Origin of the sequence: Bacillus sp. BML-BC051 (genome assembly GCF_019656175.1) — a bacterium.
Lineage (GTDB): Bacteria > Bacillota > Bacilli > Bacillales > Bacillaceae_G > Bacillus_A > Bacillus_A mobilis.
Genome location: NZ_BPLI01000213.1, coordinates 1 through 239, shown reverse-complemented (window position 1 = coordinate 239; position 239 = coordinate 1). Strand labels below are relative to the sequence as shown.

1 pseudogene is annotated in these 239 nt (G+C 48.5%); it reads right to left on the bottom strand.

The window, feature by feature from the left end:
• Positions 1–239, bottom strand: a pseudogene (locus K5S59_RS30000) (chromosome condensation regulator); the annotation flags it as partial.

Sequence of the window (239 nt, the reverse complement as noted above, 5' to 3'; positions counted from 1 at the left end):
ATTTCGCCCCACTGCTATTACCTTACCATCCGGTTTAATGCCAAGGGTACGACGCCACCCCGCCGCAACCGATACAATATTATACCAGTCGTTTCCATTACACTGATCATGCTTATTCCACCCCACCGCCTCCACGGTATTATCACTTTTCAGAGCGATTGTATGAGCATTACCCGTGTTCGTCGCCATATGAACATTGCCCGTAGCGACTGCTTCAATATCACACCAGCCACTTACAT